At 63.5% G+C, this 26,203-nt stretch carries 23 protein-coding genes; 1 reads left to right on the forward strand and 22 read right to left on the reverse strand.

Annotation, left to right across the window (positions count from 1 at the left end; genetic code table 11):
• Positions 1 to 15: 15 nt before the first annotated feature.
• The 8 genes from dapA to DMP08_RS01720 all read right to left on the reverse strand — a co-directional run bounded on the left by dapA (position 16) and on the right by DMP08_RS01720 (position 11,008).
• Positions 16 to 909 (reverse strand): 4-hydroxy-tetrahydrodipicolinate synthase, encoded by an 894-nt coding sequence (gene dapA, locus DMP08_RS01685; RefSeq protein ID WP_123191278.1) that lies wholly within the window; start codon positions 907 to 909, stop codon positions 16 to 18.
• 91 nt (positions 910 to 1,000) lie between these two features.
• On the reverse strand, positions 1,001 to 1,774 hold the full coding sequence (gene dapB, locus DMP08_RS01690; RefSeq protein ID WP_123191279.1) for a 4-hydroxy-tetrahydrodipicolinate reductase: 774 nt from the start codon (positions 1,772 to 1,774) through the stop codon (positions 1,001 to 1,003).
• A 118-nt stretch (positions 1,775 to 1,892) separates the two neighbouring features.
• Positions 1,893 to 4,124 (reverse strand): lectin like domain-containing protein, encoded by a 2,232-nt coding sequence (locus tag DMP08_RS01695; RefSeq protein ID WP_123191280.1) that lies wholly within the window; start codon positions 4,122 to 4,124, stop codon positions 1,893 to 1,895.
• 204 nt (positions 4,125 to 4,328) lie between these two features.
• On the reverse strand, positions 4,329 to 6,569 hold the full coding sequence (gene pnp / locus DMP08_RS01700; RefSeq protein ID WP_123191281.1) for a polyribonucleotide nucleotidyltransferase: 2,241 nt from the start codon (positions 6,567 to 6,569) through the stop codon (positions 4,329 to 4,331).
• Positions 6,570 to 6,766: 197 nt separating this feature from the next.
• On the reverse strand, positions 6,767 to 7,054 hold the full coding sequence (gene rpsO / locus DMP08_RS01705; RefSeq protein WP_114566115.1) for a 30S ribosomal protein S15: 288 nt from the start codon (positions 7,052 to 7,054) through the stop codon (positions 6,767 to 6,769).
• Positions 7,055 to 7,311: 257 nt separating this feature from the next.
• The gene (locus DMP08_RS01710) at positions 7,312 to 8,481 is read right to left on the reverse strand and encodes a sensor histidine kinase (RefSeq protein WP_123191282.1); all 1,170 of its coding nucleotides are present in this window, start codon (positions 8,479 to 8,481) and stop codon (positions 7,312 to 7,314) included.
• A gap of 35 nt (positions 8,482 to 8,516) precedes the next feature.
• A complete protein-coding gene (locus tag DMP08_RS01715; RefSeq protein WP_123191283.1) occupies positions 8,517 to 9,212 on the reverse strand; it encodes a response regulator transcription factor in 696 nt (231 codons plus the stop codon).
• Positions 9,213 to 9,379: 167 nt separating this feature from the next.
• Complete coding sequence (locus tag DMP08_RS01720) at positions 9,380 to 11,008, reverse strand: hypothetical protein (RefSeq protein ID WP_148042316.1); 1,629 nt, start codon at positions 11,006 to 11,008, stop codon at positions 9,380 to 9,382.
• Positions 11,009 to 11,312: 304 nt separating this feature from the next.
• On the opposite strand from DMP08_RS01720, the gene DMP08_RS01725 reads away from it, so the two are divergent.
• Positions 11,313 to 12,101 carry a C39 family peptidase gene (locus DMP08_RS01725; protein ID WP_244596742.1) on the forward strand — a complete coding sequence of 263 codons (789 nt, stop codon included), beginning with the start codon at positions 11,313 to 11,315 and terminating at the stop codon, positions 12,099 to 12,101.
• A 36-nt stretch (positions 12,102 to 12,137) separates the two neighbouring features.
• On the opposite strand, the gene DMP08_RS01730 is transcribed toward DMP08_RS01725, so the two are convergent.
• From DMP08_RS01730 to dusB, 14 genes are all read right to left on the reverse strand, one after another.
• A complete protein-coding gene (locus DMP08_RS01730) occupies positions 12,138 to 12,386 on the reverse strand; it encodes a TIGR03905 family TSCPD domain-containing protein (RefSeq protein WP_123191285.1) in 249 nt (82 codons plus the stop codon).
• An 18-nt stretch (positions 12,387 to 12,404) separates the two neighbouring features.
• Positions 12,405 to 13,172, reverse strand: coding sequence for a DNA repair protein RecO (gene recO / locus DMP08_RS01735; RefSeq protein WP_123191286.1), 768 nt, complete (start codon positions 13,170 to 13,172; stop codon positions 12,405 to 12,407).
• A gap of 7 nt (positions 13,173 to 13,179) precedes the next feature.
• Positions 13,180 to 14,694, reverse strand: a complete 1,515-nt coding sequence (locus DMP08_RS01740) for a PASTA domain-containing protein (RefSeq protein ID WP_123191287.1) — start codon at positions 14,692 to 14,694, stop codon at positions 13,180 to 13,182.
• A 157-nt stretch (positions 14,695 to 14,851) separates the two neighbouring features.
• Positions 14,852 to 15,754, reverse strand: coding sequence for a GTPase Era (gene era / locus DMP08_RS01745; protein WP_123191449.1), 903 nt, complete (start codon positions 15,752 to 15,754; stop codon positions 14,852 to 14,854).
• 55 nt (positions 15,755 to 15,809) lie between these two features.
• Positions 15,810 to 16,268: a diacylglycerol kinase family protein gene (locus tag DMP08_RS01750; protein ID WP_123191288.1), complete on the reverse strand. Its 459-nt coding sequence runs from the start codon at positions 16,266 to 16,268 to the stop codon at positions 15,810 to 15,812.
• Positions 16,269 to 16,301: 33 nt separating this feature from the next.
• Entirely contained in the window at positions 16,302 to 16,763 is a 462-nt protein-coding gene (ybeY, locus tag DMP08_RS01755; RefSeq protein WP_114565699.1) for an rRNA maturation RNase YbeY, read from the reverse strand.
• 3 nt (positions 16,764 to 16,766) lie between these two features.
• Positions 16,767 to 17,723 (reverse strand): PhoH family protein, encoded by a 957-nt coding sequence (locus DMP08_RS01760; protein ID WP_123191289.1) that lies wholly within the window; start codon positions 17,721 to 17,723, stop codon positions 16,767 to 16,769.
• Positions 17,724 to 17,921: 198 nt separating this feature from the next.
• The gene (locus tag DMP08_RS01765; RefSeq protein ID WP_123191290.1) at positions 17,922 to 19,046 is read right to left on the reverse strand and encodes a C39 family peptidase; all 1,125 of its coding nucleotides are present in this window, start codon (positions 19,044 to 19,046) and stop codon (positions 17,922 to 17,924) included.
• A gap of 130 nt (positions 19,047 to 19,176) precedes the next feature.
• The gene (locus DMP08_RS01770; protein WP_123191291.1) at positions 19,177 to 20,448 is read right to left on the reverse strand and encodes a MiaB/RimO family radical SAM methylthiotransferase; all 1,272 of its coding nucleotides are present in this window, start codon (positions 20,446 to 20,448) and stop codon (positions 19,177 to 19,179) included.
• Positions 20,445 to 21,401: an RsmE family RNA methyltransferase gene (locus DMP08_RS01775; protein ID WP_123191292.1), complete on the reverse strand. Its 957-nt coding sequence runs from the start codon at positions 21,399 to 21,401 to the stop codon at positions 20,445 to 20,447. The genes DMP08_RS01770 and DMP08_RS01775 overlap by 4 nt, the downstream gene beginning before the upstream one ends.
• A gap of 84 nt (positions 21,402 to 21,485) precedes the next feature.
• A complete protein-coding gene (dnaJ, locus tag DMP08_RS01780) occupies positions 21,486 to 22,622 on the reverse strand; it encodes a molecular chaperone DnaJ (RefSeq protein ID WP_123191293.1) in 1,137 nt (378 codons plus the stop codon).
• A gap of 75 nt (positions 22,623 to 22,697) precedes the next feature.
• Positions 22,698 to 23,711, reverse strand: a complete 1,014-nt coding sequence (gene hrcA / locus DMP08_RS01785; protein WP_123191294.1) for a heat-inducible transcriptional repressor HrcA — start codon at positions 23,709 to 23,711, stop codon at positions 22,698 to 22,700.
• Positions 23,712 to 24,118: 407 nt separating this feature from the next.
• On the reverse strand, positions 24,119 to 25,231 hold the full coding sequence (gene hemW / locus DMP08_RS01790; protein WP_123191295.1) for a radical SAM family heme chaperone HemW: 1,113 nt from the start codon (positions 25,229 to 25,231) through the stop codon (positions 24,119 to 24,121).
• Complete coding sequence (gene dusB, locus DMP08_RS01795) at positions 25,221 to 26,192, reverse strand: tRNA dihydrouridine synthase DusB (protein WP_123191450.1); 972 nt, start codon at positions 26,190 to 26,192, stop codon at positions 25,221 to 25,223. Before dusB ends, hemW begins: the two co-directional genes overlap by 11 nt.
• Positions 26,193 to 26,203: the final 11 nt, after the last annotated feature.

Raw genomic sequence — 26,203 nt, forward strand, 5'->3', positions numbered from 1 at the left:
CGACGCTACATTCCTTTATTGCAGTACGCCCGTCTCGCGCATGATCTGCGCCAAACGCTCGGACTGTTCGGGCGTCGCGTCCACCAGAGGAAGACGGACGCCGCCTACGGGGAAGTCAAGCAGGCGAAGCGCCTCTTTGACGAGGATCGGGTTCGAGGTCTCGAACAGGCCCGTCATAAGCGGCATGAGACGCTCGTTGGCAGCGGCGGCCGCCTCCCAATCGCCAGCGGCGCACAGATCGACGATTTCCTTCATGCGAGCAGGCGCCACGTTGCCGATCGTCGAGATAACGCCGGCACCGCCCATCTGCATGATATCGAACGTGGCCGAGTCATCTCCCGAATATACGTCGAAGCCTTCGGGGGCAGCGTCGACGATGGCCTTTACCTGGTCCATCCTGCCCGACGCTTCCTTCACGGCTACCACGTTGTCGAATTCATTGGCCAGACGCAGCGTGGTTTCCGCCTCCATGTTGACCACGCAACGACCCGGGATGTTGTACAAGATGATAGGCAGCTCCACCGAACCCGCGATGGCGCGAAAGTGCTGGTAGATGCCCTCTTGCGGCGGCTTGTTGTAGTACGGCACCACGCACATGAAGCCATCGACGCCAAGTCCTGCGACATCGCGCGCGAAGTCCACCGTGTCTGCAGTGCAGTTGTCGCCAACGTTGGCGATGACGGGAACGCGCCCGCCCACCGCCTCCACCACCGCGCTGAACAGCTTCATCTTCTGCGGGTAGAACACCGTCGGGCTCTCGCCCGTGGTGCCGTTGATGATGAGCGAATCGCTGCCGCCATCGACCAGACGAACGGCAAGGGCCTGCGCTTTATCGAGGTCCAGTTCGCGGTTCTCATCGAAGGGCGTCACCATAGCCGGAATCATGCGACCGAAACGGGGCTGCGACATGCTCGTGCTCCTCACCTTGCTGCGATGCGACACCGTGCCGCACGCTCGTCCTACATCTTGTTCAAACCATCATTATGCCACGACGCAAGCGTCATGACATGAAGTTCTCCAAACCTACAATGAGACCCTCGCGCGCACCTACGCTGCGGATGCCCAGCAGCACGCCCGGCATGTACGACGTGCGATCCCACGAATCATGGCGAATCGTCAGCGTCTGACCGAGCGATCCGAACATGACCTCCTGACTTGCCACGTAGCCCATCGAGCGCACCGCATGCACGGGAACGCCCTCGACGAGCGCGCCGCGCGCACCCTCCATGCCCTCCATCTCGGTTTCGCGACCCGGAGCCTCGCTTGCGCGCCCGCCGCGGGCTTGTGCGATGATCTGCGCCGTGCGCACGGCCGTTCCCGAAGGAGCGTCCTTCTTGTTGCAGTGATGGAACTCGATGACCTCGGCCTCTGGGAAATACGGAGCCGCCGCCTTCGCGAACTCCATCATGAGCACCGCGCCCGTGGTGAAGTTGGGGGCGTAGAACAGGCACGTGCCCGGTGCTGCCGATGCGGCAAGCTCCTCGAGCACCTGGTTCGAAAGCCCCGTGGTGCCCACGACGCAGTCGACGCCGGCCGGAAGGGCCGCCCGCAGGTTGTCGGCCACCACGTTCGGTTGCGTGAAGTCCACCAGCACGTCGAACGCAGCACCTTCGAGCGCCTCGGAAACGTTCGCGAACACAGGCTGCGAAGCGTCGAGATCCGCTCCGTGCGGATCGATGCCGCAGACGACTTCCATGTCCTCGGCCTTCCCGACGGCGTCCACCACCGCGGTGCCCATACGTCCCGCGCAACCTGCCACTGCAACTTTGATCATGCTCTTCCTTTCCACTTTCGTTTGCAGCATAGTACCACGAGCCGGAAAGGAACGGCGCCTTTTCGGCCCATCGGGCCTTCGGCGGCAGGATCGAGCGGCGTCCGCGCAAGAAACTCCGTCAGCGGCGCGATGGCGAACGCCGCGACCAGGCAAGCGCTGCGACCGAGCATGCGGCAAGGGCCGAGCAGACGAAGCCGCCCGCCGCCGCGCCGTCTCCGGTAGCCGCCAAAAGCAGCCGGGCGCTCCGGTCGCTTTCTTCGCCCTTCCCCACCGCCGCGCTCACGGTCACCTCGACCGTGCCCGGAGTCTCCCGGTAGTTCGACGGGTCGCCCGGAACGGCAACTGCCTCGTACGCATGCGTTCCCGTCTCTGGCATCAAATCCGGCTGAGTCCAGCGATACGCCGCAGCTGGTCCGGAAATAGCCGAATCGCCAAGCCGCTGCCCTGCTTCGAGCGGGCTTGCAGAAGGCCGTCCGAAGTCGACCGGCGCCTTTTCAAGAAGCATCCTCACGTTGCATTCGATCGCCTCGGCCCCTTCTCTTGGCGTATAGAGGGCAGGATATCCTATCTCGTTGAAATCGCAGGCGGGAACGGTTGCCGGGTCCTTCCATTCCCACCTTCCGGCCCCGGGAGCCGCGAGCGCGTAGTCCGCCAGCGTCTTAGTGGGATCGTACACGCCACCCGTCGCAACCGGCACATCGCAGGTGAGCATCTTCGCAAGGGCGTTGCCGACGGTCACCTGCTCGCCCACTACGGAGGCGACTCTGTCAAGCGGAATCCAGTCACCCACCGACTCCTCCATGAAGTAGCTCTGGCCTTCTTCATACGAAATGTCGGCACCGCCGCCCTCCACGCTGGACTCAGCGGACAAGGCGAAGATTCCGGGAAAGGAGCCGAACTCCACGCGTACCGCAACCGCGACGACGTCACCTTCCTCGACGGCGAACGCCTCCGACCCCAAATCGATTGTATGATAGCCCCCGTAATCGAGCGTTCGATCCAAGACGGCTTTAAGCTCGCCGCTTGCCGGGTTTCCCGGATCAGCCGGATTGAGGTACAGCTTCACGGTAACGCGATCGCGAGCGCCATACGTATAGGTTCCCACGGCGCGCACCAGTTCGGTGGAGCGAGCGGTGTACAGGTTCGCGCAGTACGCCGGCTCGTTCAAGTAAAACACGCGGTCTCCTTTGCCCACTCCGTCGTACTGATAGAAATTGTCGTATTCGTGCAGGGTTCTCGACGCGCCTCCAGCGCTGGGCTGGTAATCTGCATCCTCCACGATGAACGAGGTTGGCTCGCAAATGCTCTTATCGTAATAAGAAAGGTAGAAGCAACCCTCGTCTCCCCATTCCCCGCCCCAGCTGTTCTTGACGATCCATGCGCCGTCGCCTTCGGGCTTCGAGGAAAACCAGTCCGATGGAAAGCCGTCATCCCATCCGATAATGACGACTTCATGATTCGCTGCCGCGATGCCCCCTTCCCGCTCGATCGGCCTACCGTCGTAGAATGTCGAAAAATGCTCGTCGTTCCAGAACGGATCGCTTGCCACGCTTCCGGCGAAGGCGTCGCTGGCATAGTAGCCAACATCCACTGCGCCGTTGTCCATCACGGCCCGTTTAATAGCGGCAAGAGAGATTCGGTTCACTTCAGACGCCCCATCCCAGCGACCATTCTGCAAGACCAACGGCTCAGGCAGATAGAGGGCTTCGCTAAGGCGCAAGTCCGATCTGGTCTGCATGCTGGGATCGGGAGCAAGGAACTCCGGCGGCCAAGAGCCTTCGATATGTCCGTACGGAATCGTAGCCTCATCGGTCATGCCATAGCCTCGCGCGAGCGTCGGAACGGAATAGTTGCGGCTTCCTCCGATGTTGATCGGATCCGACGGAATGAACCAACTGTCGCCCCCTGCATAAAGACTTGCATCCGGGTCGTTGTTTTTGCCATTGGCGTTGAACCAGGCCAGTTGAGACTCGGAGAGGTCGAGGTCCGAAGACGCCAGCCCCCTCGACAGCGCATTCGACTCCGCGGAACCCAAAGCGGCGAACGCCCAGCAAGTGCCGAAATAGGATTGATCACGAACGCCGGTCGCCCGTCGCTCGTCGCGAAGGTCGTAAGATGCGGGCAACGCCGCGCGCGCATCGACGGCATGAGGCGCCCTGAGCCAGGGGTCGCTATAGACCATGGTCGGCCGCCCGTTGATGACCTCCAGGCGCCCTGCCACCTCCAGCCTAGCCGATACGCCGTTTTCCCCTGCGCCATAGGCGCACGGGATCAGCGCCCCAATGGAGACGAGCACGGCAACGAACAAGGCCGGCACGACCCTTCTCTTCGCCGTTCGCCCAACACCCATGCCAGTCCCCCTTCGTCGATTTCACAAGCACGACGATACCATAATTCGCCATGAAGTTCGCATTGCGCATTCGAGCCAGGCGGTCGATTGACTCGGATTCGAAAGCGAAACGGGCGCCGGCGACCATGCGGTCGCCGGCGCCCGTCGTCAAGCGAAATCGCTCAAAGCCTTCGAGCGGCCGCTTTGGCGGCCTCCCTTGAGAACTTAGCCTTCGTGGCGCCTGCGCGGAGTGCGTCCGCCGTTGCCGTTGCCGTTGCCGCCACGGCCCTCGCGTCCGCTGCGACCGGGACGGTTGTCGCGATCACCGCGATCCTCGCGGCGAGGGCGATCGCCGCGCTCGGGAGCGGAACCGGCAGGAGCCTCCGGCTTGTCCAGGCGATCGAGCGAGATCTTGCCGGAGTTGGGATCGACCTCGAGCACCTTCACCTTGACGATGTCGCCCAGGTTCAGCACGTCTTCCACCTTGCCCACGCGGCCGTTGGCCACGCGGCTGATGTGCAGCAGGCCGTCCTTGCCCGGCGTCAGCTTGACGAACGCGCCGAAGTCCTTGATGCCCACGACTTCGCCGTCGAACTCCTCGCCCACCTCGGGCTCCTTGACGATGCCCAGGATCATGGCCTTCGCAGCGTCGCCGGCCGGACCCTCGATGGCGGCGATGTGGATGGTGCCGTCTTCCTGGATGTCGATGTGCGCGCCCGTCTCCTCCTGGATGCCGCGGACGACCTTGCCGCCGCTGCCGATGACGTCGCGGATCTTGTCGACGGGAATGTGGATGGTCTCGATGCGCGGCGCGAACTGGGAAAGCTCTTCGCGCGGCGCAGCGATGGTCTCCAGCATGGCGCCCAAGATGTGAGCGCGGCCCTCGCTTGCCTGCTTGAGCGCGCGGGCGAGGATGTCGACGGACAGGCCGCGGGCCTTGTTGTCCATCTGCAGGGCCGTGATGCCCTTCTCGGTGCCGCACACCTTGAAGTCCATGTCGCCGAGGAAGTCCTCGATGCCCTGGATATCGGACAGGATGACCACGTCGTCGCCCTCTTTGATGAGGCCCATGGCAATGCCGGACACGGGAGCCTTGATGGGCACGCCGGCGTCCATGAGCGCCAGCGTGGAGCCGCAGGTGGACGCCATGGAGGACGAGCCGTTGGACTCCAGCACCTCGGATACCACGCGGATGGCGTAGGGGAAGTCGTCCTCGCTCGGCAGAACCGGGATGAGAGCGCGCTCGGCAAGGGCGCCGTGACCGATTTCGCGACGCTTCGGAGCGCCCATGCGGCCGGTTTCGCCCGTGCAGTACGGCGGGAAGTTGTACTGGTGCATATAGCGCTTGCCCTCGGCGGGGTCGATGGTGTCGAGGCGCTGCCATTCGTTCAGCATGCCGAGCGTGCAAATGGAAAGCGCCTGCGTCTGGCCGCGCTGGAACAGGCCCGATCCGTGCACGCGGGGCAGGTAGCCCGGCACGATGTAGAGCGGGCGGATGTCCTCGGGGCGACGTCCGTCGGCGCGCTCGCCCGTCTCGATGACCATGGCGCGCATGGCCTTCTTCTCAAGCTTCTTGAGCTCGGCAGCGATGTCGCCCTTCCAAGCGGCGCGCTCATCTTCGGAGAACTGCTCGTCCTTGATGCGCTCCTTGAGCTCTTCCACCTTGCCCATGCGAGCCTGCTTGTCGGCGTCGCGCAGCGCGGCGGCCATGTCGGCCATGAACGGAGCGACGCGCTCGGCGATAGCCGGATCGGCCGCATGCACGGGCCACTCGCGCGGCTCGATGTGGGCGCGGTCGAGGAAGCGCTGCTGCGCCTCGCAGAACGCGGCGATGGCCTCCTGGCCGAACGTCATGGCTGCCAGCATGTCCTCTTCGGAGATCTCGTCGGCGCCGGCCTCCACCATGGAGATGTAGTCGGCCGTACCGGCGATGGTCAGCTCGAGGTCGGAGTTCTCGGATTCCTCGAACGTCGGGTTGACGATGAACTCGCCCGTTTCGGGGTTGCGGCCGATGCGCACGCACGCAGCAGGGCCGTCGAACGGAGCGGCGCCCAGCATGAGGGCCGCGGAAGCGCCCATGACGCACACGGTGTCGGGCGGGTTGATGCTGTCCACCACGAGCGTCGTGCACACGATGTGCACCTCGCGCTTGAATCCGTCCACGAAACCGGGGCGGATGGGACGGTCGACCATGCGTGCGGTCAGCGTGCCCTTGTCGGACGGACGCGCCTCGCGCTTGAGGTAGCCGCCGGGGATGCGGCCGACGGCGTACATCTTCTCGATGAAGTCGACCGTAAGGGGAAAGAAGTCGTAGTCTTTCTCCTGGTTCGAGATGACGGCCGTCACCAGCACGGTGGTGTCGCCCTGCGTGACGACGACCGAGCCCGTGGCCTGCTTGGCCAGCTCGCCTGTCTCCAAACGGTACTGCTTCCCGTACAGTTCGAAGGATTCGACGATTTTCTCCATATGCTTCTTTTCTTTCTCTTCACCTGAGCAGCCCTAGTGCCGCTCAGCTTCTTCGGCGACGAGGTACTTACGTTTTCTCTCTGCCGCGAGCGAATGCGCCCTTGCGCTTCCGACCGCTTCTATTTCCAACCCCGCTCGTGCGGGGAAAGATCCCTGCGTTTATGCGAAAAAGCCCGCCGGGGCGGGCTTCTCGGAGCTTAGATGTTGTCGCGGATGCCCAGCTTCTTGATGAGCACGCGATACTCTTCGATGTTGCGGTTCTTGACGTACTTCAGAAGACCGCGACGCTTACCGATGAGCATCATGAGGCCACGGCGCGTGTGGTTGTCCTTCTTGTGCACCTTCAAGTGCTCGGTCAGGTTGCGGATGCGCTCGGAAAGAATCGCGATCTGCACCTCGGGGCTACCGGAGTCGCCCTCGCCCTTGCCGAACTCCTTGATGAGCTCCGCGGTACGCTCCTTGCTGATGCTAAGCCTATCAGCCATGTCTCCACCTTTCTTGCGGGCCTCGCGGCTCCGCGTTTTCTGCGCTCGTCCGAAAACGGAGCGCGGGGTACGCGCTTTCCTCTGGGTGGACATACGGTGGACGTATGCAAACCAAGCAGAAAGTGCCTGCGTTTTCGCAGCCTGCCTATTGTATGGCATGCGCACTCGACAGGCAAGCCGGCGGCGGAGGCGCGCCACAGCTTGCCCACATCTGGCTGGCCGGCCCTTCGCATGCACGGAGCACGAAGCGCTGCTGATCAGATGCGATCGCCCGGCGCCGGCGCGGCCACGCTCGGCCCTTGCGGGATCCAGATGGTGAACGAGGTGACGCCCGCGTCGCTCGAAGCGTAGATGTCGCCCCCATGGGCCCGCGCTATCTCGCGGGCGATGGCCAAGCCCAGGCCGGCCCCGCCGGATGAGCTGCGCGCCTCGTCCGCGCGGAAGAACTTCTCGAAAATTCGCTCGAGATGCTGGGCGGACAGCTCGCGGCCTTGGTCGGTCACCGTAAGCTCCCACCACACGAACCCATCCACCGCCACCGTCAAGCCCGTCCGTACGCGCACGTCGGTCCCGGAGTCGGCGTACGCCACCGCGTTCTTCATGACGTTGTTGAGCACGCGCGCCACGCGGCTTGCGTCCGCGAAAACCGAAAGCTCGTCGGGTCCTTCGTAGACCAGGTTCAAGGCCCGTCCTTCGGCCAAGGGGTAGAATTCCTCGATCACCTGGTTCACGAACAAGGCGCCATCGAAGCGCGAGCGCTCGATGGGAAGAGCCTGCAAGTTGTAGCGCGTTATCTCGAAGAACTCTTCGAGCAGCTCCTCGAGGCGATACGCCTTCGAAAGCGTGACGCCCGTGTAACGGGCCCGCGCCTCCGCGGGCAGGTCGGGCGACTCGTCGAGAAGCGAAAGGTAGCCGATGATGGACGTGAGCGGCGTCTTGATATCATGCGCCAAATAGACGACCAGCTCGTTTTTGCGCTCTTCAGCGGCCTTCGCCGCGCGCTCGTTCTGCTCGGACTCCAGCTTGATGCCGTTGAGCGCCGCAGCCGTGGGACCCAGCTCGGCCGGCAGCACCACGGGGCCTTCGCGCTTCGCCAGAATGTCCGACACCGAGTCGAGCAGCAGATCGAAGTATTCGAGGGCCCGTTTGATGCCCGCGCGCACCACCAGCACGATGCCCAGAACGAACCCGCATACCGCCAGGACGATGAACAGCATGGCGACCAGCCCGTGAACGCGGTCGTTGTAGAACACCAGTCGATACACAAGGTTCGACGCCGCGCTGCCCAACGTGGCCATGAAGAGGAAGAACCCCGTCATGTACGCCATCGAGAACAGAACGACGTTCACGATCGTGCGGCGCAGGATGGCGTTCGCGAGCCTGCGCGTCTGATCCTGCCTGGCCTGTGCGAGCATCGACGCATCCATGGCATCCTCCTTCTTGTCTTGCGCGAGCAAGCGCGTCAGCCTAACTTGTACCCGACGCCCCACACCGTCTCGATGAACTCTTGCGACGAATCGATGGCGGCGAGCTTCTTGCGCACGTGCCTGATATGGACCATGACCGTGTTGTTGCTTTGAGCGTTCGCCGCCTCGCCCCATGCGCCCTCGAAGAGCGTCTTCGATGCGACGGGACGGCCTTTCGCGCGCAGCAGCACCGCCAAGACGGCGAACTCCTTGGGGGTGAGCGCCAGCGCTTCGCCGTGCAGCGCGGCCGTATGGGCCTCTTCGTCCAGAACGATGCCGCAAGCCTCCAGCACAACCGGGATTGCTTCGGAGGCTGCTGCGGGCGTCGATCGGCGCAGGCGCGCCCGGACGCGCGCCACCAGCTCGCGCGGCTTGAAGGGCTTGACCACGTAGTCGTCGGCGCCCAGCTCGAAGCCAACCACTTTGTCGATCTCCTCGTCTTTGGCGGTAAGGAAGATGATGGGGACCGAGCTTTTGCGCCGGATCTCGCGACAGCAGGCGAACCCGTCCATGCCGGGCATCATGATGTCGAGCACGACCAGGTCGAACGCCTCGCGCTCGAAAGCATCGAGCAGATCGACGGCCGCATAGAACACCGAAACGTCGAAGCCTCGCTCGGAAAGCAGCTGTCCTACCAGGTCGGCGATGGCTTGCTCGTCATCGCATACGGCCACCCGGCTCCTCGACTCCACGTCCAGCCCCTTTCCTTGCCGTTTCACGCCCTCCCGGACGATGGGCTGCTGCGCGCGGCCCTTGTTTCACCTTGAGGCCATTGTATCGACTCCACTCTTGCATACGGTGCGCAACGCGGCATTATTAAGGAAAACTTAACCTTTTGACCAGCAAAAACATATCGGCATCAAACGCTGTGCCCTGTATCGCTCACCGCAGCAAGCGCGTCTTCGCGAACGCTCTCCACGAGTTCCACCACTCTCGCCTTCAAGGTTTCGCGATCGGCGCTGCCAACGCCCAGAAGCGCAGCCCCTGCTTTTTCGGCACCGCGTTCTCCCTCCAAGCTCGCCCATAGATCAAGCGACGTATCCGTGGTGCCCTGTGCGTATTGGCCTGCAAACTGTTCCGTATCCACCAATTCACCCGGCACGAGCGCAAGGGGAATTGCCACGCTATTGGCCTTCAGTCCCTTTAGTTCCTCTTGATACTCGGCAAACCTGCCTTCGATGGCAGAAGCATCGAAGCCGTTTCTCATCTGATTTCGGAACTCGTCCCTCACGGTCCCCGCGACGGGGACGCCCATGGAGTTGAGCATCTTGAGCGCACCGCCGAAAAAACCCTCGTGCCAGTCCAGGTACGCATCCACGTTGCCCAAGCATTCATCGAAATAGGAATCGATCATGGGCCTCAGCTCTTCAGTCCTCCTTCTTTCGCAGTCGGCAACCAACTGTCCCGCCTTGTCGATTCGCTCCTGCATAGCAGCAAGCCGCTTTGCATCCCCGATACCGTTCTTTTGCAGGAAGGTAATGTTCTCCGTCTGCTCGTCGACGAAGGTGTCGATGGCCGTTCGTCCGTTTGCCGCCCGAACATTTGAAACCCGGTCTTCCGCCATCCCGAAGGCAAAAACGGAAACTACAAGCAATACGGCAAGCACGCCAAGATACCACCCGCGCACGGGTTCGGACTCCCTGAACTCGCCGTCGATCGGAAGCAACTGCAGTTCACGCTTAGCCTCCTTCCAGCTGAGCAAGCACGAGCCGAGCAAGCCCGCGATGCCCATGAACACGGAAAAGTAGACGACGAACCTGACCGCCAAGACGATCACAAGAGGCGCAGTGGATATCTGGTTCAGACCGAATGCAGTCAGCGCGTTGCTGAACGCCGTCGCTTTGCCCAGTTCTCGCAGCAGCGCAGAAGACGACTCCTCAAACGGCTGATAGGCGCTCTGCACTAATTCGCTAAACGGCGTGTCGTACTCGGTACCGAATTCAGCGCTCGCAAACGTATACGCAAGGCACAGAAAGGCAGCGACGACGAACAGACTCGCCCTCATCGCGTCCGCCTTGCAGAACTCAGCCTTGTATTCTTTTGCGAGACAGCACTGCACGCAGCGGAAAACGACGTAATACACGGGTACCGCCAGCCAAACCATCGCCCACTCGGTGGCATCCCACCGCGGAGATTCAAGCATGAACATGAACCCCGAAACCAGCGACAGCGCAAAGTACCCGACAAGCCAGAAGGTCCATCCTCTGTTCCTTTTGGAAAGCTGGCCGCTCTCTTTCAATTTGTACTGCCGGTGAAGCCTTCTTACCACCACGCCGTACATGACCCCTGCCGTCGAGAAGACGGCAAACGCCGCAACGATGAGCGGAATCGCCGCCGAAGGAATATACGCTGCGGTTTTACCCACGAAAATCAAGATCCCCGCAACGATGACGGCCTTGAGAAAATACCGCCCCGATTCGGGCATGGTGGAAAGCAGCGTATCGATCCTTCCGCCCCGCGGCGTACCAGAGACTCCCTTGTTCTTCATGCAAACGTATCCGATCTCGCAAGGAGCGTCCCGCCCCTCAGGCAAGCGAACTGCTTCCCTGTACCCCGAACGGCAAGCATACCTCATCGCCCCATTTTTGAGCAATTCCTAGCCGCGAGCGGCAACCTCCATCGAAGCAACGAACCTCTTGACAGCGCCTTCTGCGCTCGCCACGACGACGGCGTAGCAGGCGTCGCGCTTCAAATCTTCAGGAAAACATAAGAGACCTGTAGACGGTTCTTAGGGGACTCGGGCGCACCGTTTAGAGATACTGATACGGAGGAGACGAGGAAAGGGGAAACCTATGACGTACGCGAATTCGTACCGTACGACCGATCGGAGGCCGACGTACCGCGCATCGATGCCGTCAGGCAGCTGCAGCTATGCGAAGTCGTACGCGCACTCTCGCACCTTCTGCCGCGCGTCAGCTTCCTCCGCAGCGCGCAAACGTCGCGCGCTCGCAGCGTGCGCCGCACTGCTCGTCATGCTCGCAGGAATCGGCTGCTACGCGACAACCTCGCTCGCGGCGCTGATCGAGGGGGCGCAGGCAACCGCGAGCGCCGCGCCCCCAGCGCAAAGCGCGCCGCGCAGCACCTGGCGCGCCGGCGAGGCGCCGATCCTGTACCAAGAAGATCCCGCATGGTCGAACGCGACGTACGCGGGAGACTCGTTCGGGGAAACCGGCTGCGGCCCCACGTGCATGACCATGGCATACGTAGCTTTGACAGGGAAAAACGATATGACCCCGGCCGATATGGGAGCGCTTTCGGAAAGCCTGGGGGCGGCTTCGACCGAAGGCACCGCCTGGACGTTCATGACCGACGGCGCAGCCAGGCTGGGACTTGCCGCAACCGAACTGCCCGCCGACGAGGCCAGCGTCAGGCGGGCGATCGTTTCAGGGTCGCCCGTTATATGCAGCGTAGGACCCGGGGACTTCACCACCACGGGGCATTTCGTCGTGCTTGCCGGCATCGACCGGCAGGGTCGGCTCATCGTGCGCGACCCCAACAGCCCCGAGCGCACCGCGCAAAGCTGGGATTTCCAAACCGTTCTCAGTCAATGTCGCGCCATCTGGGCATACCGAGCAGCGTAATCCGCTAGAATCGCGGCCGGTTCGCAAGGCGCGACCCTAGCGGGCAGCCTGCGCCTCGCGAAGCCCCTTCACCAGCTGATCGGCGCACGACGTGGAACGACGCCCGCACGTGTTGCCTTCGAGCAGCGCAGCAACCTCATCCACCGACATGCCCTGAACCAGCTTCGAGATAGCCTTCAGATTACCGTCGCAGCCCCCCACGAAGTCGATATGCGACACCGAGTCGCCCTCAAGCTCGATGTTGATCTCGCGGGAGCACGTTCCCCTCGTCTTGTACGTGTACATGTCAAACCTTTCCTCTTGTTAGAATAACCCGCATGTGAACAGGAAGTTCAACGATTTCAAGCGCGTCCCAACATGTTCGTAGATCCATTCCTGGCAAAAACGCAGAACCGCGAAAGCTTCGGAGGGCCCCGCCTCCATGTCTTCGATGGCGGAGAACGTGGAGCACAGCAGTGCTTTGCTCCAGGCTACCACTTCGCCGGGCACCAGCTGCGATTCAACCTGGGACGCGCAATTTGGGCAGAGCACCCCGCCCTCGCGATACGACACGAACACCTCGCCGCATTCAGCGGAAGCAACGTCGCAGGCGCATCCCGCGCAGATGCTCAAACTAGGACGCAAACCTGCAAATGACACGGTCTTGAGCAAGTGAGCTGCGCAGATCAGCGGAGCCTGCGATGCGTCCACCCGTCCCAGAGACGAGAGCGCGGTGCAGGTCAATGCGAACAACCGAGGACTCTCCAGATCCATCTGCGTAACGCGGTCGAGCAGCTCGACCATGGGGGCCGCGCAGGCCGCGTGCTCCATGTCGCGGCGCAAGCGCTCGTTGCTCTCCACCAGACGTGCTTCCTTCACCACGTCAAGGCTGCGCCCCCGCGCTAAAAGCACGTCGGACACCGAATAGAGCTCCAAGCGCGAAGCGAAAGAGCTCGCAGGCTTGCGCGCCCCTTTCGCCACCGCGCGCACCTGCGATCCGTCCTCGACGAGCAGCGTCAGGATCAGGTCGCTCTCGCCCAGCTTCGTCTTGCGCAGCACGATGCCGCGCGCATCGTAGGTTGGCTGAGCCACGCTGCGCCTACGAAATGCTCACGATGTTGTTCGCGCTGTCCCAAACGATCACGCCGCTCTTCTGCTTGTACGAGCCGCGCACCGTCTCGCCGTCGAGCGTGGTTATCGCGGCAGCCGTGATGGTGAAAGCGGTCGTGTCGTTTCCTTGGTACGTTATGCCGTCGACCGACTGGATCGCGTAAGTGGTCCCCCCGATGCTCACCGTGCCCGCGCTTGCCAGGTACGCCTGCGCCGCCGCCGTCAGCTCGGCCCCGCGCGAACGCGCGATGTTGACGGTAACGCTCGAACCCGACGCGACCTTCTCGCCTGCTGCAGGCGACGTGCCCAGGATGGTCCCATCGGCCGCAGCGTCATCGTAAACGTAGGCGCTCGTGGCCGTCAGGCCCTCGGCTTCGATCGCGGCAACCGCCTGATCCCAGGTCATCCCCGTGATATCGGGAACCGTGTACGCAGCGGCCACCGTAACGGTAACGGGCTCGTTCGCCTTGGCCTTCGTACCGGCTTCGGGGGAAACGGCCAAGACGATGCCTTCGCGCTCGTCTGATTTCTGCGTCACGAACTTCACGTTCTCGAAACCGAATTCCTTCAGCTTCGCGGCGGCTTCATCACGCTGGATGCCTACCGTTTCGGGCACGACGCGCGCTTCCGACACGTGTATCACAACTTCGGTTCCCTCGTCTTGGCGCGCGCCGGCGCCCGGATCCATAAGCAGCACGACGCCTTCGGTCTCGTCGGATTTCACCTGCATGGTGCGTACCGTGAAGCCCTTTCCTTCAAGCACGTAGGCGGCATCGGTCTGCGTCATGCCCACAACGTTGGGAAGAATCCTCCCGCCCCAAAGCTCCATCTGGTACGTCGCAACCGCTGCGATTCCCGCGGCGGCCACCAAGCAGGCGAGCACGATGGCGACCACCTTGCCCTTGCCGGCTTTCTTCGCGTTCGGATCGGGTGCGCGGAACTCCTTTTGCTTCGGCGCGGCTCCGCCTTCGATACGCGGCATCTCCATCGTGCCGCCGGAACGCCACGACGATTGCGGCGGCACGTAATTGGAATCGACCAGGCATTCGTCAAGACCGGAAAGATCAGCTGTGCGCCCCGCCTCGAAGTCTTCCTGAGAACGCTTCGGAACGAACGGGGTCAGATCGTCGTCACGTGCCGACGGCTCTTCGGAAGCTTCATCAAGAGCAGTTTCTTCGTCGGACGGACTCAAATCGAACGCGTTGCCGTCTTCGTCGACGTTCACGCCTGCAACGTCTATAGCGGGAAGCTTGGCAGGGTCGAGCGGACCGGATGATCCCGCCTGCACGCCGGCGTTCGGCTCCTCCTCGTCGGAAGAGACCGAGCCTGCGAAATCAGGATCGAGCCCGTCGTCGTTCGTGGCTTCGGGTTCAGGCGCAACCGACTCGCGATCGGCATCGACCGCGGCGGCGACTTCGGCTATTTTCCCCGACAGCGGCAGTCCGCATTCGTTGCAGAACTTCGCGCCATCGCGGTTTTCGGAATGGCAATGAGGACAGATCATGCTGACTTACTCCCTCGCAGGTGACGGTACGAAAAGATTGTAGCCGAAAAACCACGAGAGCACCCGAACAACCCGGCGAACCTCCGGTTCACGACAATACTTGCAAAAAAACGCGGGCAAGCTTGCTGCAGCGCGCCGCAGCAAGCTTGCCCAAGCCCTACAAGCCCTCGCCGTAGCCGAAGCGGCGGATCTGGTTCTCGTCGCGGCGCCAGTTCTTCTTGACCTTCACCGAAAGGTCCAAGAACACGCGCGTGCCCAAAAGCTGCTCGAGATCCTCGCGGGCTTCGGTGCCGATCTGCTTGATGGCGGCGCCGCGCTTGCCGATGATGATGCCCTTTTGGCTGTCGCGTTCCACGTAGATGCGCGCGAAGATGCGATGGAGATCCTTTTTGCGGTCGTACTCCATCTCCTCGACCTGCACGCCGATAGCATGGGGCACTTCGTCATGGAACGAGCGCAGGATCTTCTCGCGGATGAACTCCGCCACCACGACCTCGATCGGCTGGTCGGTTTCCATATCGAGCGGAAACCACGCCGGGCCCTCGGGCAGCAGGAACACCACTTCCTCGATGAACGCGTCCACGTTCTTGCCCGTTTCCGACGACAAGCCCACCATGGCGTCCCAATCGCCCAGCTTCTCGGCCGCCTCGCGCTGGCGCGAGAGCTGGTCGGGGTTCACGAGGTCGGTCTTGGACAGCACGCAGATCTTCTTCGCTCGCGACCGACGCAGCTGCTCGGCCACCCACTCGTCGCCGCGGCCCACGGGCTTCGACGCATCGATGAGCATAGCCACCACGTCCACGTCCTCGAGCGCTTTGAGCGCAGAGACGTTCAGCTCCTCGCCCAGCGCGTCATGAGGCTTGTGAAGGCCGGGGGTGTCCACGATGATCATCTGGTAGTCGTCTTTCGTGTAGACCGCACGGAAGCGATGCCTCGTGGTCTGCACGGTGTTCGACGTGATGGCGATCTTCTTGCCCATGATCGCATTGAGCAACGTCGACTTGCCGGCGTTCGGCCGGCCCACCAGCGTAACGAAACCGGATTTGAAATGTTCGGGCAGTTCCAAGGTTGTTTCCTTCCAACCGATTCGATATCTTTGCGCGATGCCGAAGCCCCTACGCCCCGAGCAGCGCCGTTAAGCGAGGAACGAACACGAGCGCAGCCACCGCCACGGCGGCGAGGGCGAACACAAGCACGGCCGCCGCTGCGCAGTCCTTCGCGCGCCGCGCCAACTCGTGGTATCCAGGCGACACCAGGTCGACCACCGATTCAAGCGCCGTGTTGAAGCATTCCGCCGCGAACACCGCGGCGATGCACAGAACGATCGCGATCCACGATGCGACGTCGATGCGCAGCAGAACGCCCAAGATCACGGCCACCGCGGAAACAGCCAGGTGTATCTTCATATTGCGCTGCGAGCGCAGCGCGAAGACAAGTCCGTCTCCCGCGCATGAGAACGCGCGACCAAGCGAAAACCTTGCGTGCGATTCCTTCGACGCCCGATTACGGACGAACCCCTCTTCGTCCCGCACGTCCCTTTGCGCAAAAGCGCGCTTCTCCCCGTCCTCATCCATGATATTCGACGCTTTCGCGAGCACGCCGAGCGCTTAGCGCTTCGACCATGCTTCGAGGATCTCGGCCTCGCGCTTTTCCATGACCTCGGCCTCATCGTCCTCGATGTGGTCGTAGCCGCACAGGTGCAGCAGACCATGCACGAGAAGCAAGCTGATCTCCTCTTCGAAGGTAGTGCCGAACTCGCGCGTCTGCCTGCTTGCCACATCCGGGGCGATGATCACGTCCCCCAATTCGAACACGGGATCCTGGGCCAGCGTCATGGCGGACAGATCGTCGTCCACGCCGTCGCACTCGAACGACAGCACGTCGGTAGGACCGGATTTCTGACGGTACTTCTCGTTCAGCTCGGCGATAGCCTCGTCGGTGACGAAGCTGATGGACACCTCGGTGTTGAAGGGCTTGTCCTCGCGCGTCAGCACGAACTGGGTCAGCTCGTGCAGCGGCAGCTTTTCCAGCTCGTCTTTTCTAAAATCGTAGTTGATCTGGATATCCATGGCTTATCCCTTCTTGCTTGCCTGGTCGTAGGCGGATACGATGGCGGCCACCAGGGAATGGCGCACCACGTCTTTGCCGGAGAAGTCGCAAAACGCGATATCGTCCACGTCTTCGAGAATGCGCCGAACGCCCTTGAGCCCGGAAATGCCGCGTGGCAGATCGAGCTGGGTCACGTCGCCCGTAATCACCATCTTGGAACCGAATCCCAGACGCGTCAAGAACATCTTCATCTGCTCGGGCGTGGTGTTCTGCGCCTCGTCGAGGATAATGAAGCTGTCATTGAGCGTGCGCCCGCGCATGAACGCAAGCGGGGCGATCTCGATGACGCCGCTTTCGATAAGCTGCGTGGCGCGCTCCATATCCGTCATGTCGAACAGCGCGTCGTACAGCGGCCGGATATAAGGATCGACCTTCTCGGTCAAGGTGCCGGGAAGAAAGCCGAGGCTCTCCCCTGCTTCGACCACGGGACGGGTCAAGATGATCCGTCCCACTTCCTTGCGCTTGAGGGCGGCGACCGCCATGGCCATGGCCAAGTAGGTTTTGCCCGTGCCGGCCGGCCCGATGCCGAAGGTGATGGTGTTTTCGCGAATCGCATCCACATAATGCTTCTGACCGGCGGTCTTCGGCCGAATAGCGCGACCGCGGTACGTCAGGAGAATGTCTTCGCGCAAGGCGCGCGGAGAAAACTCGGCCGTGCGCAGAAGGTCGATGGCGCGACGGACGTAGTCCGAAGTGGGCTCGTCGCCGCCTTCGACCAGCTTGATGAGATCCGAGAACAGAACGGTAAGCGACTGCACCTCGATGGGGTCGCCTTCGAGAACGATGGAATCGCCCCGCACCGTGATGCGCGCCTCGAACGCGCTTTCCACGATGTGCAATAGCTCGTCGGCCGGGCCTACGATGAGCGCCATGTTCACGCTCTGAGGAGCCGTAAGAGTGATGTGCGTCTGATCAGTCATAGCGGTCATTGTACCATGCGCCCGCCCGCTCGGAGACGATGTCACCGAACCGACAAGGGAATATGGTGCAGGTGCCCAAAACGGGTGCTCGAAACGACCGCTCGAAGCGGTCGCGCATGGTCGATTCGCATTGTCGCCCGAAACGTACGTTCTGGAGCTGAAAAACGTACGTTTCGGGCGACAATGCGACCTACGAGGCTATCCCTGGGCCGGGCGGTACGCCCAGAGCGCCTTCGCTTGGCCGATCACCTGGTCGATGTTCCATGTGCGATTCGATCGCTCGGCGGAATACGGGTCGTTCACCTTGAGCGTGCCGTCATCGGCAAGGCCCGTTATGACGAAGAAGTGGCCGTTGTCGGTGAAGTCGCCGGGCCCGACGTTGCAGATGACGACAGCGCCGCCCTGGAGCGTCGCCCGCAAACTGGCCGCATCGACCCCGATCGGCGTGCAGGACAAGCCGAGCGACGCCGCTTCGTTGGCCAAGAAGGACGAATCCGTACCGTCGAAGGCAGCCATGTAGCCGCCCTGCTTCGCACGGACCCCCATGTCGTAAGGAGACAGGTCGCTCTTGCCCGTCAATCCCTGGTACACCATGGAAAGCGCCGTCGGGCAGCACCCCGTGAGCGCGAACGTCGTGGAGCTGTACACGGTGAAACCCCAGCGCCTATCCCATTGATACAGACGGGGAACCTCGCCTTTGCGGGCCTCGTCGCACGATCCGGCTTCCTCGGCAGGGTACGAGTCGGGGAACAGCCTGACGAAGGGAACGGCCTCGGGTTCGGTAGCCGCCAGCTTGAGCAGCTTGTACTGCACGGCCTCGCCATCGACCGCGAACGCTTGCGGATGCGCGGCGATCCAAGCCGCATCGTCGCTGGTCTCGGCCGCTTTTACAAGCTGCGCGGTCAGATCGTCTCCGAGTATCGCGGAAAGAGCCGCCTGGTCGACGGGATCTTCCGGTGGCTGCTGCGCTTCGGAGACGGGGTCGGAAGCCGGCTCGGACCGCTCGGCGGCGCAGCTTGCGCAGCTGCGAACCCCCGCCGCGGCAAGCACGGCCAAAAACACGATCGCAAGCCCGATGGCCAAGCGTTTGGGACCCAATGCGCGCACGACGCTCGAAACCGCCTGGCCGATCGCGAACAGAAAGTCAGCGGGTCGCGCGTCCCAATGATGGCGCCCCGCCGCGCCCGGATGGCCCGAACGTCGAGATCCCCCGGACGGCGACGCCTCGCGATGCGCGCGCGAGTGCGCCTCGCCCGCATCGCGTCGAGCGGTCCGCTCTTCCAGCCGCTTGCGCGCGCGTTCGCGCGCCTCTTCGTCGGTCATGGCTTCCCCGTTTCGCGATTGCCGTCGAGCGAGAGTATAACGCGACGCGCACCAGGGTGCCAGCGGCAAGGCCGGCCGGCGGACAAGCCCGGGCCATGCACAAGATGCAAAGTCCGGAGGCGAAGACGCGTTACAGCGGAACTTCCACCAGGGTTCCCACGACAGCCCCTTCGGGCGCAGGAACCTCGAAGTAGCTTTCCGTCATGGCTGCACCGCCCTCTTCCACCAAGGCAAGCTCGACCGTTCCCGACCGTGACGAACGATCGGCCGCGCGCAATTCGTCTCCCAGTGCGCGAAGAAGCGCTGCGCGAGCGGCCTTGACTTCAGGTTCGACTTGATCGAGCCGCGCCGCCGCAGGCGTTCCTTCGCGTCGAGAATACGGAAACACATGGATCTTCGAGAAGCCGCATCGACGGCACAGATCGAGCGTTTCTTGGAACTCGTCGTCGGTCTCGCCTGGAAAACCTACGATGACATCGGTCGACAGGCTGATCCGGGGCACGCGGGTCCGCAGGTCCCGCACCAGCGCCTCGAAGCGCGGCGCATCGTAGGGGCGCGCCATCTCCCGAAGCACTTTGCTGCTGCCGGCCTGCAATGGAAGGTGCACATGGCGGCACACGCGCCCGTCCGCACGGGCCAGCAGATCCATGAAAGAGCCGTCCACGTCGCGCGGCTCGATGCTCGAAACGCGGAAGCGCACGGGCGGCTCGCCCTCTTCGTGCATGCCTTCCGTCTCCTCCAAAAGCCGCGCCAGCAGATCCGCCAGCCGGACGGCATTCGGATCGCGGCGCTCGCCGTCGCAGTACGAGCCCAAGTTGATGCCCGTCAACACGATCTCCCGCGCGCCCGCGCTTGCAAGCGCCGCGCACTCGCGCGCCACGTCGTCCGCAGGACGGCTCGTCGCGCGGCCGCGCGCAACATGCACGATGCAGTACGTGCATGCGTTGTCGCACCCGTCCTGCACCTTCACGCCCACGCGCGTTCGAAAGCCCTCGCCAAGCGGCAACGCCACCTCCTCGGCAGCGCTGATCGCAGGCCGGACGGTCGCAGCCGCCGCTTCTTCAGAGCATCCGTCCCATGCGCCTTGCTCGATCTGCTTCAGGAACTCGCCCTTGCCCACGATGCGCACGCGCGGGTCCATGGCCTCGTACGTCGCGGCGTCGATGGCAACCGCGCAACCGGTCACCGCCACCGCGGCTCGATCGTTGCAACGCAGCGCGCGCCGCACGGCCTTGCGCGTCTTCTTCTCGGCCTCGCCGGTAACGGTGCACGTGTTCACCACGATAAGATCCGCATCGGCTTCGGCGACGGGCACCGCGCCCCGAGCCAGCAGCGCGGCAGCGAACGAGTCGGACTCGACCCGGTTCACCTTGCATCCCAGATTCACCACGGCAAAGTTCATGCCAAGCCCTTTCTTGGAAGACGAGCGAAACCGGACCCCTTGCGCACGCCTTCGCCAAGCGCATCGGCAATCGGCATCGTTGGCCCCGATGCCCGCGAATCCCCTTCCGCATCGAGATCGAGGTCGAACGCTGCGGGCCTCGCGTCCTCCAGACCTCGACGCCGCGCATCGGCCATGCGCCTCAGCTCGTAGAGCACGAGAGCCGGCGCCACGATGCCCGCCGTTTCCGTGCGCAAGATGGAAGGTCCCAACGTGACGAGCGCCGCCGAAGGGTTGCACTCCAAAAGCGCGTCCACTTCTCGCTGCGTCAGGCCGCCCTCGGGACCTACCACCACGGCGATGCGGGCGTCGCCCGCGAGCATGCCGTTGCGCGCGAGGCCGTTCGAGATGGCGTCGGACAAGCTTGCGGTTTGGGGGGCCTCCTCCCAACACACCAGCACGGCCGTCGCGTTCTTTACGAGCGAGCACGCTTCGGCAAGCGCCATCGGCTCATTGACCTCCGGCATCGAACGCTGGCCCGACTGCATGGCCGCGCTCTTGGCAACGGCGCGCCATCGCTCGGCCTTGGCCGCGCCCTTTTTCGCATCGAGCTTGACGATGGACCGCTCGCACGCAAGCGGCACGAACGCGCTCACGCCCAGTTCGGTCGCATGGCGAATCACCGTCTCCATCTTGTCGCCTTTGGCAAGGCCCTGCACGAGCACGACCGACGGGCCGCTTGCGCCGTCGTCGAACCGTCGGGCGACGCAGACGACGGGAATCTGGTCTTCGAACGACACGATCTCGCACTCGAAGTAGTCCTGCGCGGCGTCGACGACCGCAACATGCTCGCCCGGCGCCAGCCGAAGCACGCGCGCATGCTTGGCGTCGTCGGGAGCCAAGCGCAGGGGAAACTCCTGGCCGGGCTCGTCCGCGATCACCTGATCATGCAGGTAGAAATGTGGCAGGGACATGGGGTATCCGAATCTCGCAGCGCAAGCCGAGGCGCATGGGCTTTCGGCTTGCGATCAGGCGGGCAAGGCAACGAGGCGCGCGTCCTACTGGAACGCGTCGCGCAGCTTCTGCAAAGGCGTGCGCGCATCGGCCACGTCCTCGCCCATTTCCTCGGCAAGCTGCTCCAAAAGCTCGCGCTGCTTCTTCGTGACCTTCTTCGGAACCTGCACGTTCACATGCACGAACATGTCCCCGCGCGCATCGCTGCGGAAACGCGGCATGCCGAAGCCCTTCACGCGCACCACCTGCTCGTTCTGGCAGCCTTCGGGAATGCGGACCTGCACCTTCTCGTCCTCGAAGATGCCGTCGATCTCGATTTCCGAACCAAGCGTTGCCTGCACGATGGACACGTTCGCGCGCGCATGCAGGTTGTCGCCATCACGCTCGAAGAACTCATGCGGCTGGATGCGGCAGGTTACGATCAGGTCGCCCGGACGCGCGCCGTGCATGCCCGCTTCGCCGAAGCCGGACAGACGAAGCTGCTGGGAATCGCGGATGCCCACGGGAACCTCGACGGTCACGCGCTGTCGGTCGGGCACGCGGCCCTGGCCCTCGCATTCCGGACACGGGTTCTCGATGGTATGGCCCGTGCCGCCGCAGGTCTTGCACGTGGTGGCCGTCTGCATGTCGCCCAAAAACGTACGCTGCACGGTGACCACGCGGCCCTGGCCGTTGCAATCCGGGCACACGACCTCGCGACCATCGGGGCCCAAGCCCGAACCGTCGCAGTCGGGGCACGGAGCTAGGCGGTCGTACACGATCTCCTTCTTGGCTCCAGCAGCCACTTCCTCAAGCGTCAGGCGCAAGCCGACGCCCATGTCGCGGCCTTCGCGGCGCTGAGGCGCATGGCCGGCGGCCTGCCCGCCGAAGAACGAACTGAAGATGTCGCCCATGCCGAAGCCGCCGCCGAACAGATCCTCGAAGTCCACGTAGCCGCCGCCGTAAGGGCTGCCGCCGCCTGCCGCGCCCGGCATGGTTCCGAAGCGATCGTACTGCGCGCGCTTCGCCGGATCGGACAGCACGTCGTACGCTTCGTTGAGCTCTTTGAACTGGTCCTCGGCATCGGGAGCCTTGTTTACATCGGGGTGCAGCTCGCGCGCGCGACGGCGAAACGCCTTCTTGATTTCGTCTTCGTTCGCATCCCGCGACACTCCCAGAACTTCGTACAGATCCTTGGCCATCTGTCGTTGAAACCTTTCTTCACCAGCGGAAGGACCGCCCCTTCCGCTGCACTCGATTTTGCTTCTATCTAACCGTTATACGTCTTCGAGCGCGGAGCTTGCTATGCGCACCGCGCGAATAACCTTCGAGTAGTCCATGCGCGTAGGGCCCACCACGGCGACCACGCCGGCAGACTCGCCCCGTCCATATCGGCTGGCGACCACCGACACGCCCGAAAGCGCCGCGGCATCGTTTTCGCTGCCGATGCGCACGCTTGGAACGCCAGCGGCCTGACGGGACGCCTCGTCCATGATCTGAAGGAGCACCGTGTCGTCCTCGAGCACCTGCATGACGGGCAGCAACGCCTGCGACTGGCTGAATTCAGGCTGGCTGAGCAGCGAGCTTACGCCTAGGCGATGCGCGCGAGACTGCTCGCTTTCCTGCAAGCACGACAGCACCTCGTCGAGCGCCATGCGCACAAGCGGGTCGCGAAACGCCTCGACCATGCCCTGCCCCAACCCGTCTTCGATTTCCTGGAGCGACTTGCCCGTGAAGACGTCGCTCAGGAAATGCTGCACGTGCGCCAGATCGTCGCCCGAAACCTCTTCGGCGAACTCCATCTGGCGATTGAATACTTGGCCGTCTTCGGTCACCAACACCACAAGCGCCCTCATGGACGACAGCGATATCAGGGAAAGCTGCTTGATATGCAGGTTGAGGACCGAGGGGGCAATCACAATGGAAAGGCAATCGGTCAAGCGCGTCAGGGCCGACGACGTCTGTTCGAGCAGGGCGTCCAGCTCGCTTGCACTGCGGCGCAACTGGTCCACCACGGGGCTGTATCGATCATCGTCGCCCGCAAGGTCGGTCTGCAGCAGGTTGTCGACGAACGCACGGTACCCGTGATCGGTCGGGATGCGCCCCGCCGACGTGTGCGGCTGCGCAATGTAGCCGCCGTCCTCGAGAACCGACAGCTCGTTGCGCACCGTCGCGGGGCTCACGCCCAGCTGGTAGCGCTCCGTCAGCGTGCGCGAACCCACCGGCAGAGCGCGCGCGACGTATTCTTCGATGAGGGCTGCAAGCACCCTTTGCCTTCGATCCGAAAGCACGCTTCTCCACCTTTCCTCTCTCTTCCACCACTCAAGTCACCGTTTCATCGGCACCAGGCGATGCAATACCAACGTGTCATTTTAGCAGCCGATGCAAGAGAGTGCTAAAAAAGGTGGCGATTATGGAGAATCTCAACGGAAGCGCCACAGAACGCGGCTGCTCGCCGCCAAATCGGAGCCCCCGGAAGGCAGACGACCGCGAACGTGGGCGCAAGTCGGGACCTGTGGCGCTCCGTGCGCCCGTTTCGCGTTGCCTTTGCGACGTTCGATTGACAAAAGCCCAGGTGACGGTTTTTCGCAACGCGCGCAGCGCTCCGTTTTCGCGCTCGACGGTGTCATAGGTCCCCGTTTGCGCCCAAAACGCGTCGTGCACGCTACCTTCCCCCTGGCAGCGTCCCGTGCGGCGGTTACGGAGCCAGGTCGAACAAGTCGCCGTACAGCTCGTTGCCGCAAAGCCAACCGCGCTCCGTGGGGCGCCAGCGGCCGCCTTCGTGAACGACCAGGCCCCGGTCTTCCAGATCGGCAAGCGTTTCGCTTGCCCGCGGCAGCAGCTCCGCCGCGCGTTCGACGCGCTCGTCGGACACGCCGCGCGTCATGCGCATGCCCAGCATGAGGTCCTCCGCCGCCATCTGGCGCGCATCCAGATCGTCGGTGACCGCACCGTCCTTCACCCGCATGCGCCGTTCGGCGTTCTGCGTCATGGTGGCGGCGCTGCGGCCCAGGCCCAGGTAGGGCACGCCCGTCCAGTACGCGACGTTGTGGCGGCATTGAAAGCCCGGACGCGCGTAGCTGGCAACCTCGTAGCGCTCGAAGCCGGCTTCGCCCAGAACCCGCGCGGCGATCTCCATGTGCGAAGCCTCCACGTCGTCGTCCGGCTCGTCCATCTCGCCCGCCAGAACGGCTGCATCGAACGGCGTATGGGGCTCGACGATGAGCGGGTACACGCTCACATGCGCCGCCCCGAGCGCGACAGCCTCGCGCACGCCCGCTTCGAAGCTTTCTTCGCTCTGACCCGGAATGCCGCACATCAAATCGACGCTCACGTTGTCGAACCTGGTCATCGCCGCTTCGATGGCCCGGCGCGCATCGCCGGCGGAATGCGCGCGACCGAGCGTGCGCAACACTTCGTCATCGAAGCTCTGCACGCCGATGGACAGCCGGTTCACGCCCAGCGCCCAGATGTCGCGCACCATGCGCTCGGTCAGGCTTTCAGGGTTCGCTTCCATAGTGCATTCCACGTCCGGTTCCAAGCGCATCGAGAGCGACAACGTGTACAGCAGCATCGACAAGCGGGAAAGGCCCAGGTGGCTCGGCGTCCCTCCGCCAAGGTACACCGTTTCGACGGATCCGAGCTCGCCTTCTTTCGCCTTGCGGCGGATTTGCAGGCAGAGGTCTTCCACGTACGCGTCGATCTCCGGCGCATCCGTCGGCACCGCCGCCGTGGCGAAATCGCAGTAAGCGCAGCGCTTCACGCAGAACGGGAGGTGCACGTACAGCGCACGGTACGGATCATGAGGCATGGTGCGCCCTTTCAACCAGCTCGTCGAATACGGAATCGAAATCCTCCACGGTCACGCAGGCGTTGATCTTCCCGCGAGCCGCCGCCGCGCCCGGCAGACCGGCCAGATACCACATGGCGTGCTTGCGCATGCGCACGATGTTCTTGCCCTCGCGCTCGGAAAGCAGCCGCGCATGGCGTCGCGCCATGGCTATGCGTTCGTCTACGCTCGGCATCGCGGGCTCGGCGCGCCCGGCAAGCGCCGCCTTCGCCTGCGCGAACAGCCAGGGGTTTCCCTCAGCGGCGCGCGCGATCATCACGGCGTTGCAGCCGGTGCGCTCCAACATGGCCACTGCGTCGGAACCGCTCCGCACGTCGCCGTTTCCCACCACCGCAACGCTCACGGCCTCGCGAACGCGCGCGATCACGCCCCAGTCGGCGCTGCCGCGGTACAGCTGCTCGGCGAACCGTCCGTGCACGGCCACGGCCGCCGCGCCCGCATCTTCCATGCGGCGCGCGAACTCGGGCGCGGACTCGTCGCCCATGGCCCAGCCGCGTCGGAACTTCACCGTCACTGGATGCTCGACGGCATCCGCCACGGACCGCACGATGCGCGCCGCCAACGCAGGGTCCTTCATGAGCGCCGAGCCGTCGCCTTTCGATACGATCTTGCGAGCCGGACAGCCCATGTTTATGTCGAGGTAGGCGAGGCTCTCCCCCATCTCCTGCTCGATCCAGGCGGCTTGCGCCGCCATCGTGTCGGGCTCGTGCCCGAACAGCTGCACGGCCACCTGCTCCTCTCCGGCAGCCAGGTTCAGCAGATGGCGCGTCTTCTCGTTCGCGTACGAGAGGCCTTTCGCGGACACCATCTCGGTATACGTGAGATCGGCCCCCTGCTCGCGGCAGAGCGTCCTGAACGCCTCGTCGCTCACGCCCGCCATGGGGGCGAGCAACAGGCGATGCTTTTGGAAATAGTCGTGCATAGGCGCTTTTT

It is taken from the genome of Paraeggerthella hongkongensis (assembly GCF_003726035.1).
Lineage (GTDB): Bacteria > Actinomycetota > Coriobacteriia > Coriobacteriales > Eggerthellaceae > Paraeggerthella > Paraeggerthella hongkongensis.

Bases quoted from the DNA above. Each gene is read 5' to 3' on its own strand.
- dapA (WP_123191278.1), bottom strand. From the start codon at position 909: ATGTCGCAGCCCCGTTTCGGTCGCATGATTCCGGCTATGGTGACGCCC.
- DMP08_RS01760 (WP_123191289.1), bottom strand. From the start codon at position 17,723: ATGACTGATCAGACGCACATCACTCTTACGGCTCCTCAGAGCGTGAAC.
- DMP08_RS01750 (WP_123191288.1), bottom strand. From the start codon at position 16,268: ATGGATGAGGACGGGGAGAAGCGCGCTTTTGCGCAAAGGGACGTGCGG.
- hemW (WP_123191295.1), bottom strand. From the start codon at position 25,231: ATGCCTCATGATCCGTACCGTGCGCTGTACGTGCACCTCCCGTTCTGC.
- DMP08_RS01695 (WP_123191280.1), bottom strand. From the start codon at position 4,124: ATGGGTGTTGGGCGAACGGCGAAGAGAAGGGTCGTGCCGGCCTTGTTC.
- pnp (WP_123191281.1), bottom strand. From the start codon at position 6,569: ATGGAGAAAATCGTCGAATCCTTCGAACTGTACGGGAAGCAGTACCGT.
- DMP08_RS01720 (WP_148042316.1), bottom strand. From the start codon at position 11,008: ATGAAGAACAAGGGAGTCTCTGGTACGCCGCGGGGCGGAAGGATCGAT.
- rpsO (WP_114566115.1), bottom strand. From the start codon at position 7,054: ATGGCTGATAGGCTTAGCATCAGCAAGGAGCGTACCGCGGAGCTCATC.
- DMP08_RS01730 (WP_123191285.1), bottom strand. From the start codon at position 12,386: ATGTACACGTACAAGACGAGGGGAACGTGCTCCCGCGAGATCAACATC.
- DMP08_RS01710 (WP_123191282.1), bottom strand. From the start codon at position 8,481: ATGGATGCGTCGATGCTCGCACAGGCCAGGCAGGATCAGACGCGCAGG.
- DMP08_RS01740 (WP_123191287.1), bottom strand. From the start codon at position 14,694: ATGATCTGTCCTCATTGCCATTCCGAAAACCGCGATGGCGCGAAGTTC.
- dapB (WP_123191279.1), bottom strand. From the start codon at position 1,774: ATGATCAAAGTTGCAGTGGCAGGTTGCGCGGGACGTATGGGCACCGCG.
- dusB (WP_123191450.1), bottom strand. From the start codon at position 26,192: ATGCACGACTATTTCCAAAAGCATCGCCTGTTGCTCGCCCCCATGGCG.
- DMP08_RS01775 (WP_123191292.1), bottom strand. From the start codon at position 21,401: ATGTCCCTGCCACATTTCTACCTGCATGATCAGGTGATCGCGGACGAG.
- ybeY (WP_114565699.1), bottom strand. From the start codon at position 16,763: ATGGATATCCAGATCAACTACGATTTTAGAAAAGACGAGCTGGAAAAG.
- DMP08_RS01765 (WP_123191290.1), bottom strand. From the start codon at position 19,046: ATGACCGACGAAGAGGCGCGCGAACGCGCGCGCAAGCGGCTGGAAGAG.
- DMP08_RS01770 (WP_123191291.1), bottom strand. From the start codon at position 20,448: ATGAACTTTGCCGTGGTGAATCTGGGATGCAAGGTGAACCGGGTCGAG.
- DMP08_RS01725 (WP_244596742.1), top strand. From the start codon at position 11,313: ATGACGTACGCGAATTCGTACCGTACGACCGATCGGAGGCCGACGTAC.
- dnaJ (WP_123191293.1), bottom strand. From the start codon at position 22,622: ATGGCCAAGGATCTGTACGAAGTTCTGGGAGTGTCGCGGGATGCGAAC.